The sequence below is a fragment of the Streptomyces sp. NPDC026575 genome (genome assembly GCF_055567415.1).
In genome coordinates this window covers 213,783-222,009 of sequence record NZ_JBVHQM010000015.1, presented here as the reverse complement: position 1 = coordinate 222,009, position 8,227 = coordinate 213,783, and the positions used below count along the sequence as shown (strand labels likewise).

Here is an 8,227-nt window from a genome sequence, read left to right as displayed (position 1 = left end):
CGTGGCTGAACTTCTACAACACTCGACGCCGACACACCGCGCTCGCAGGACAGCCCCCGATCAGCCGACTGTCACCAAGGTCATGACTGAGTACACCTAGGGCCTGTCCGCCCCGGATGCCCCGGACACTCCTGGCGACGGTCGACGACCCGGGAGGCGTTTTGCGCTCTACGGGCTCAGCGCCAGGACGATGTAGGCGGCCAGCAGCGTGAGGTGCACACCGCCCTGGAGCGGAGTGGCGCGGCCGGGGACCACCGTCAGGGTGCCGACCGTCACGGTCAGCGCGAGCAGCACCAGATGGCTGGCGCCCAGGCCCAGGACCAGCGGCCCCGGCAGCCGGGCCGTGGCGAGGGCGACCGCGGGGATGGTCAGGCCGATGCTGGCCATCGCCGAGCCCAGGCCCAGGTTCAGGCTCGTCTGGACGCGGTCGCGGCGGGCCGCGCGGACCGCCGCGATGGTCTCCGGCAGCAGCACCAGCAGCGCGATGACGATGCCCACGACCGACGCCGGCAGCCCGGCGGCGATCACCGCGGACTCGATGGTCGGCGACACCGCCTTCGCCAGCCCGACCACCGAGATCAGCGCCAGCGCCAGCAGCCCCAGGCTCGTCCACGCCGCCCGCGCCGACGGCGGGTGGGCGTGCTCCTCGGTGTCGATCACCTGGCCGGACGAGGTCACCGGCAGGAAGTAGTCCCGGTGCCGGACGGTCTGGGTCGCCACGAACAGCCCGTAGAGGATCAGTGCGGACAGCGCGGCGAAGACCAGCTGCGGAGTGGAGAACTGCGGGCCCGGAGCGCTGGTGGTGAACGTCGGCAGCGCCAGGCTCAGCCCGGCCACCGTCGCGACCGTCGCCAGCGCCGCGCCGGTGCCCTCGGCGTTGAAGACGGCCACCCTCCGTTTGAGCGAGGCGACCAGCAAGGACAGCCCGACGATGCCGTTGCAGGTGATCATCACCGCCGCGAAGACGGTGTCCCGGGCGAGCGTCGCGCTCTTCTCGCCGCCGTCGGCCATCAGTGTGACGATCAGTGCCACCTCGATGATGGTCACCGCGACGGCGAGCACCAGCGACCCGAACGGCTCACCCACGCGGAGTGCGATCACCTCGGCGTGGTGCACCGCGGCCAGCACCGCCGCGGCCAGGAAGCACGACACCAGGGCGACCACACCGCCCGGCAGCGACCGCCCCCAGGTCAGGATCAGCAGGGCCACCGCCAGCACCGGCAGCACATCGCTCCAGTGCTGGGCGGTCGAACGGAGGCCGGCGATCATGCTGTCGAGCCTGGCAGATCAGCGGGTCGGCCGCCCGTCCGCTCGGCCGGTCGGCCGTACCCAGGCCGCCCGGGGGTGGCTCGGCCTCAGGCCGCGGCCCGGTGGCTCTTCGCCTCGGCGGGCGTGGTCGCGGCCTTGGTGACGTCGGCGACCAGCTCGACCACGTCCGGCCCGTATGCCTGCGAGTTGACCACCTTCAGCAGCAGGCAGAACTGGCCGTCGACGCCGTGCTTACGGGCCAGCCGGGTCCGGTTGCGCACCAGGTGGCGGACCGCGGCCCGGTGGGTGACCGGGCGCTGGCCGGCCGCCAGGAACACCGGGCGGCCGCCCTCACCCGCCGTCAGACGGGCCAGCAGGACGTACTCCACCGCGCCGGGCTCCATCCGGTACGTCGAGCCGCCGACCGAGAAGGTTCCGCGGCCCGCACCGGACTCGTCGCCCGGGTGCACCGCGAGGCCCGGCAGCAGATTGGACAGATGGGCGGCCAGCCGGCGGTGCGCGGTGGGGTCGCCGACGCAGAACTCGGTGCGCGCCCCGAAGCCCTGGAGGCCGGTGTCGTGCGGGGCGACCTCGGGGTGCGCACCGCAGGTCTCCACCACCGCGGCCAGCCCCAGCAGCGCCAGGGCGTCATGGCGCGGGATGCTCCAGTGGGCCGAGGAGCTGTCCCGATGGGTCACCAGCACGCACTCCGAGCCTTCCGGCAGCCCGAAGAAGCTCTGTTCACGGGCGAGCTTCCGGCGGGCCGCCGCCGAATACCCGGCCCAGCCGGCCGCCAGGCCCAGGGCGAGGGCGGCGACCGCGACGGACAGGAGCAGCAGGGTGTCATCCATGGCCGGGGAGCGTAGCGGCTCACCGGCAGTACGTTCGAGGCCGGGGCCGGTAGCACCCGAAATACCCCCTGTCGGCGCGCTGTTCGCCCGAGTAGGCTCCGGCCCCTGCCGTCCCCTCGCGCACACCGTGGAGGAAAGCCCGCTTATGACCAGATTCCGCCGTCTCACCGTCCTGGGAGCAGCCGCCGCGCTGACCGGCTCCCTGGTGGCGGTCCCGGCCGTCGCCCAGTCCGCACCGCCGCGCCCGGCCCCCTCGGACCGGGACGGCGCCACCACCGCCACACCGGAGAAGACACCGGTCGCCGTCGGCGACGGAGGCGCGGTCTCCAGCGTCGACCCGGACGCCTCGGCCGCCGGCATATCGGTGCTCAAGAAGGGCGGCAACGCCGTCGACGCCGCGGTCGCCACCGCCGCCGCCCTCGGCGTCACCGAGCCGTACTCCGCGGGCATCGGTGGCGGCGGCTACTTCGTCTACTACGACGCCAAATCCAAGACGGTGCGCACCCTCGACGGCCGGGAGACCGCACCGCGCTCCGCCGGCAAGGACCTCTTCCTGGAGAACGGCAAGCCCATCCCGTTCGACGACGCCGTCACCAGCGGGCTGGGCGTCGGCACCCCCGGCACCCCCGCCACCTGGGACGCCGCGCTGGACAAGTGGGGCAGCCGGTCGCTGCACGACGTACTGGGCCCGGCCCGCCGGCTGGCCTCCCACGGCTTCACCGTCGATGCCACCTTCCGCCGGCAGACCGCCGACAACGAGGCGCGCTTCAGGGACTTCCCGGCGACCGCCGACCTGTTCCTGCCCGGCGGCAAGCTGCCGGTGGTCGGCTCGACCCTGAAGAACCCCGATCTCGCCCGCACCTACGGGGAGTTGGCCGAGCGGGGCGTGGGCGCGCTCTACAAGGGCGAGCTGGCCCGGGACATCGTCCGCACCGTCCGCAAGCCACCGGTGCGCTCCGGAGCCACCCGCAAGGTGCGGCCCGGCGACCTCACCGCGAACGACCTGCGGACCTACGAGGTGCTCGGCCAGGCACCCACCCGCACGGCCTACCGCGGCCTCGACGTCTACGGCATGGCCCCCTCGTCCTCCGGCGGCACCAGCGTCGCCGAGGCGCTGAACATCCTGGAGCGGACCGACCTGTCCCGGCTGAGCGAGCAGCGGTATCTGCACCGCTACATCGAGGCCAGCCGGATCGCCTTCGCCGACCGCGGCCGCTGGGTCGGCGACCCGGCCCAGGAGGACGTCCCCACCAAGGGCCTGACCTCGCAGCGGTTCGCCGATGCCCGCGCCTGCCTGATCACCGACGACAAGGCGCTGACCAGCCCGCTCGCGCCCGGCGACCCGCGCCACCCCGAGCGCTGCGCCGCCGGCGGCAAGGCCGCCCCGACGACGTACGAGGGTCCGAACACCACCCATCTGACCGTCGCCGACAAGTGGGGCAACGTCGTCGCCTACACCCTGACGATCGAGCAGACCGGCGGCAGCGGCATCGTGGTCCCCGGCCGGGGCTTCCTGCTCAACAACGAGCTGACGGACTTCTCCTTCGCGCCCGCCGACCCCGCGGTCCACGACCCCAACCTGCCGGGGCCGGGCAAGCGGCCGCGCTCGTCGATGTCGCCGACGATCGTGCTTCGGCACGGCCGGCCGGTGCTGGCGCTCGGCTCGCCCGGCGGCTCGACCATCATCACGACCGTGCTGCAGACGTTGCTGAACCACCTGGACCGCGGTATGCCGCTGGTCGACGCGATCGCCGCACCCCGCGCCAGCCAGCGCAACGCGGCGACCACCGAACTCGAACCCGCCCTGTGGAACAGCCCGCTCCGCCGGCAACTGGAGGCGATCGGACACGCGTTCAAGCAGAATCCGGAGATCGGCGCGGCGACCGGTGTCCAGCGGCTGCCGGACGGCCGCTGGCTGGCCGCGGCCGAGAAGGTGCGCCGCGGCGGCGGCTCGGCGATGGTCGTCCACCGGTCGTAACACTCCCGGAACGGGTGCCGGACGCCACGCCACCGGCACCCGACCGGCCGCAGTGTGCCGTCCGTGTGTCGTCGATGTGACGTGCCGCGCGGCGCCGTTGATGGCCACGGCGGCGGCGATTAGCCTGATGGGGCCGTTCGTTCGAATGGGCGGTCCCATGGAGGGCGCGCAGCGTGAGCGTTGACGAGAGCCAGGACAGGGAGGCCGGGCCGGCCCCGGCACGGGATGCCGGAGCGGGCGGGTGGGAGGGCCTCGCCGAGCAGGCGCGTGCGCTCGCTCAAGGCCGGGCCACCTCGACCGCGTTGGTGCGGCGGTCGCTGGAGCGCATCGCGGCCACCCAGGACACCGTCAACGCCTTCAAGCGGGTACGGGCCGAGGCGGCGATGGCGGAGGCCGCGGAGGCGGACCGCCGGCTGGCGGCCGGGGAACGGCTGCCGCTGCTCGGGGTGCCCGTCGCGGTCAAGGACGACACCGATGTGGCGGGCGAGCCCACCGCGTTCGGCTGCGCCGGCGCGTTCCCGGTCAAGGAGCGCGACGCCGAGGTCGTCCGGCGGCTGCGCGCGGCCGGCGCGATCATCGTCGGCAAGACCAACGCCTGCGAGCTGGGACAGTGGCCGTTCACCGAGGGCCCGGCCTTCGGCGAGACCCGCAACCCCTGGAACCTCGCCCACACCCCGGGCGGCTCGTCCGGCGGCTCGGCGGCCGCGGTCGCGGCCGGGCTGGTGCCCGCCGCGCTCGGCACCGACGGCGCCGGCTCGGTCCGGATCCCCGCCGCCTGGTCCCATCTCGTCGGCATCAAACCCCAGCGCGGCCGCATCTCCACATGGCCGGAGGCCGAGTCCTTCCAGGGGATCACCGGCATCGGCCCGCTGGCCCGTACGGTCGAGGACGCGGCGCTGCTGCTGGACGTGGCCAGCGGCAACCACGCGGGGGATCTGCACCGGCCGCCCCCGGTCGCGGCGCGCCAGGCGGCCGGCCGCGACCCGGGGCGGCTGCGGATCGCGCTGTCCTGGAAGCCGGCCACGACGTTCACGGCCAAGCCGCTGCACCCCGACGTACGCGCCGCGGTGACCGGCGTGGCCCGCACGCTGGCCCGCCTCGGCCACTTCGTCGAGGAGGCGGAGCCCGACTACGGGCTGGTCGGGCTGGCCTTCGTCCCGCGCGCCACCGTCGGGGTGGGGGAGTGGGCGGCCCGGGTGCCCGACCGCAGCCTGCTGGACCGCCGTACGCGGGGCGCGGCGCGGATGGGAAAGCTGCTCGGCGGGCCGGTGCTCCGTCGGGCTCGTTTGGTGGAGAAGCGCCAACAGCGGCGCATCGGCGCCCTGTTCGGCCCCTACGACGTGCTGCTGACGCCGACCACCGCCACCCCGCCGCCGCGGATCGGCACGCTGGCCAAGCTCGGCGGCTGGCGCACCGATCAGGCCATGATCGCCGCCTGCCCGTACGCCTGGCCGTGGAACGTCCTGGGCTGGCCGGGCGTGAGCGTGCCCGCCGGCTTCAGCGCGGACGGCCTGCCCCTGGGAGCCCAACTCCTCGGCCCGGCCCATGGGGAGCCACGGCTGATCTCGCTGGCCGCCCAGCTCCAGGACGATCTGCGCTGGCACGAGCGGCGCCCGACCGGACACCCGGCGCCGCTCGGCGGCGTACCGCGCTGAGGCGGGCGCGGCGCCTCAGCCGAGGAGCTTGATGATCGTCTCGGTGGTGTCGGTCTCGCCGAGCCGCGGGAAGATCTTCTCCAGGCTGTTGCGGTGCGCCGCCTCGTCCAGGTCGGTCACCGCGTCGGTGGCGATCGTGACGTGGTAGCCGTGCTCGTGCGCGGCGCGGGCGCTGGACTCCACGCCGATGCTGGTGGCGATGCCGGCGAGGACGATCTGGGTCACGCCGCGCCGGCGCAGCTCCAGATCCAGGTTCGTCCCGTAGAAGGCGCCCCACTGCTGCTTGGTGACGGTGATGTCGCCGGGCTGCCGGTCGAGCTCGGGCACCAGCTCGGCCCAGTCGGCCGGCGGGGTGCCGCCGCGCAGCGCGGATTCCGTACGTCCCGGTGCGCCGCCCGTGACGTTCACCAGGACGACCGGCAGCGCGCGGGCCCGGAACGCGGCGGCCAGCCGCGCGCCGCGCTCGACGACCTCGGCGGAGGGCAGCGGAGCGGTGGGCAGACCGGCGATGCCCTTCTGAAGGTCGATCAGGACCAGGGCGGTGCGGGGGTCGAGGGTGGTGGCGGACATAGGTGCTCCCTGTCGTGGTGACGAGTGGTGATCAGCGGTGGTGCGAGTGCGCGCGCTGTTCGCGGGCCGGCTTGCCGGTCTACGCCGGCCGGCGGGGTCGTAGGGCGCGGTCGGCGAGGGTCAGGGCGAGCAGCGGCAGGGCCAGCACGACGCCGACCAGGGCGATCTCGTGCAGTCCGGAGTCCGAGGCGCGCTGCCCGTACAGCAGCCCGATCAGGCCGGCGGCGGCGATCGCGCCCAGGTACTGGGCGCTGCGCTGGAGCCCGGCGGCCGCGCCCACGCCGTCGGGCGGTGCCTGGGCGTAGACGGCGGCCTGATTGCCGGTGGCCGCCAGGCCCTGGGGGATGCCGAAGAGTGCTCCGGCACACAGCAGCGCGATCAGCGGACTGCCGCCCGTCAGCAGCAGGAAGACCGCGCTGCCGGCGGCCAGACACAGTGCGGCGACGGTCAGCGGGGCGCGGACGCCCTTCGTCCGGGCGCCGGCCAGCGAGCAGCACGCGGCCGCGCCGGACATCGGCAGCATGACCAGCCCGGCGTGGAACGGCGAGTAGCCGTGGGCCTGCTCCAGCCATTGGCTGAAGCCGTAGAGCACGCAGTAGATGACCAGATACGTCAGGCCGTGCCGCAGGTAGGTGCGGACCAGCGGGCCGGCGAAGACGGTGCTGCCCGGCGGGTCGAGGGCGCCGGCGCGGCCGCCGGGGGAGGGTGCGGCGCGCCCGATGCCCTTCTCGCCGTGTCCCGCGCCCGCCTCGGCGCGCCCTGGTTTCCGGTCGGCCGGAAGCCAGGCGAGCGCGCCGGCCAGCGCGAGCAGCGCCAGCGGGATGTTGACCGCGAAGACCGCCCGCCAGCCCGCGGTCGCCGCCAGCAGCCCGCCGAGCGTGGGCCCGATGGCGGCGCTGCCCAGCGCGGCGAGCGAGAGCCGCCCGAGGACGTGGCGGGGTGTGGGCTGCCCCGTCCGGCGCGACTCGGCGCGCAGGATCGCCATGGCCGCGGGGTAGGCGGCCGCGGTGCCGATCCCGAGGACGACCCGGGAGACGATCAGCAGCGCGAAGCCGGGCGCGAGGGCGCCGATGAGCCCCGCGGCGCAGACGGCCACGGCGCCGGCGACGAAGACCCGGCGCGGTCCGGCCCGGTCGGCGAGCCGCCCCATCGACGGCTGGCCCACCGCGCTGGCGAGGTACATCGCGGAGATCAGCCAGGCGGTGTCGGCGGCGCCGACGTGGAAGTCCCGCCCGATGGCCACCAGGGCGGTGGCGATCATCGTCGAGTTGACGGGGTTCAGCAGCGAGCCGAGCAGCAGCGGTGTCATCAGACGGGCGCCGAAGGCGCGGCCGGGAGCGGCGGGCCGGTCCGGGCCGTCCGGGTCTTCCGGCCCGGCAGGCGCCGTCCGGCCCGTGGCCGCCGCCGCGGCAGCCGGGTCGCTCATTCCGGCATCAGCCGCCGGATCAGCGCGGTCGCCGCCGCCAGGGTCTGCTGCTCCTCGGGGCTCAGCCGGGTGGCGATGGCCACCGCGAGCCAGTTCTGCTTGGCCTGCCGTACGGCGGCGAGCATCCGAAGACCCTCGTCGGTGAGGGCGAAGACCACCTGGCGGCCGTCGGTCGGATGCGGGCTGCGGGCGAGTATCCCGCGCTCCTCCAGCGCGCCGACGGTCAGCCGCATGGACTGCGGACGCACCAGCTCGGCGCGGGCCAGCGCCGCGATGGTGGCCGGTCCGCCGGTGTCGATCCGGGAGATCACCGAGCGCTGGGTCGGTGTCAGTTCACCCTGTGGTGAGGCGGCGCGCAGATGGCGCATCAGCTGTGCGACGGTCGCGCCGAGATCCGTCGCCAGGCGTTCCTGGTCCTTTTCCGGCATATCTCCACCGTAGATATCGACAGGGAAACTTGCAAGTTTTCCTGTCTTGGTCGTTCTGATTCCCTGGGCGC

At 74.4% G+C, this 8,227-nt stretch carries 7 protein-coding genes; 2 read left to right on the top strand and 5 right to left on the bottom strand.

Annotated elements, in window-relative coordinates; genetic code table 11:
• Positions 1 to 168: 168 nt before the first annotated feature.
• The gene (locus ACZ4NB_RS22355) at positions 169 to 1,269 is read right to left on the bottom strand and encodes a calcium:cation antiporter (RefSeq protein WP_467664016.1); all 1,101 of its coding nucleotides are present in this window, start codon (positions 1,267 to 1,269) and stop codon (positions 169 to 171) included.
• A gap of 86 nt (positions 1,270 to 1,355) precedes the next feature.
• A complete protein-coding gene (locus ACZ4NB_RS22350; protein WP_467664014.1) occupies positions 1,356 to 2,099 on the bottom strand; it encodes a hypothetical protein in 744 nt (247 codons plus the stop codon).
• A gap of 145 nt (positions 2,100 to 2,244) precedes the next feature.
• Here ACZ4NB_RS22350 and ggt point away from each other — a divergent pair, with 145 nt between their 5' ends.
• Both ggt and ACZ4NB_RS22340 read left to right on the top strand, forming a co-directional pair.
• Positions 2,245 to 4,077, top strand: a complete 1,833-nt coding sequence (ggt, locus tag ACZ4NB_RS22345; protein WP_467664012.1) for a gamma-glutamyltransferase — start codon at positions 2,245 to 2,247, stop codon at positions 4,075 to 4,077.
• A gap of 173 nt (positions 4,078 to 4,250) precedes the next feature.
• Positions 4,251 to 5,732, top strand: a complete 1,482-nt coding sequence (locus ACZ4NB_RS22340; RefSeq protein WP_467664010.1) for an amidase — start codon at positions 4,251 to 4,253, stop codon at positions 5,730 to 5,732.
• Between the two features lie 15 nt (positions 5,733 to 5,747).
• Here ACZ4NB_RS22340 and ACZ4NB_RS22335 read toward each other — a convergent pair whose 3' ends face one another.
• The 3 genes from ACZ4NB_RS22335 to ACZ4NB_RS22325 form a co-directional block, all read right to left on the bottom strand.
• Positions 5,748 to 6,302, bottom strand: coding sequence for an isochorismatase family protein (locus tag ACZ4NB_RS22335; protein WP_467664008.1), 555 nt, complete (start codon positions 6,300 to 6,302; stop codon positions 5,748 to 5,750).
• 79 nt (positions 6,303 to 6,381) lie between these two features.
• Positions 6,382 to 7,728 (bottom strand): MFS transporter, encoded by a 1,347-nt coding sequence (locus ACZ4NB_RS22330; RefSeq protein ID WP_467664006.1) that lies wholly within the window; start codon positions 7,726 to 7,728, stop codon positions 6,382 to 6,384.
• Positions 7,725 to 8,156 (bottom strand): MarR family winged helix-turn-helix transcriptional regulator, encoded by a 432-nt coding sequence (locus ACZ4NB_RS22325; protein WP_467664004.1) that lies wholly within the window; start codon positions 8,154 to 8,156, stop codon positions 7,725 to 7,727. Before ACZ4NB_RS22325 ends, ACZ4NB_RS22330 begins: the two co-directional genes overlap by 4 nt.
• Positions 8,157 to 8,227: the final 71 nt, after the last annotated feature.

Excerpts from the sequence above, each read along its gene's own strand:
- ACZ4NB_RS22355 (WP_467664016.1), bottom strand. The coding sequence starts at position 1,269 with ATGATCGCCGGCCTCCGTTCGACCGCCCAGCACTGGAGCGATGTGCTG.
- ACZ4NB_RS22350 (WP_467664014.1), bottom strand. The coding sequence starts at position 2,099 with ATGGATGACACCCTGCTGCTCCTGTCCGTCGCGGTCGCCGCCCTCGCC.
- ggt (WP_467664012.1), top strand. The coding sequence starts at position 2,245 with ATGACCAGATTCCGCCGTCTCACCGTCCTGGGAGCAGCCGCCGCGCTG.
- ACZ4NB_RS22335 (WP_467664008.1), bottom strand. The coding sequence starts at position 6,302 with ATGTCCGCCACCACCCTCGACCCCCGCACCGCCCTGGTCCTGATCGAC.
- ACZ4NB_RS22330 (WP_467664006.1), bottom strand. The coding sequence starts at position 7,728 with ATGAGCGACCCGGCTGCCGCGGCGGCGGCCACGGGCCGGACGGCGCCT.
- ACZ4NB_RS22325 (WP_467664004.1), bottom strand. The coding sequence starts at position 8,156 with ATGCCGGAAAAGGACCAGGAACGCCTGGCGACGGATCTCGGCGCGACC.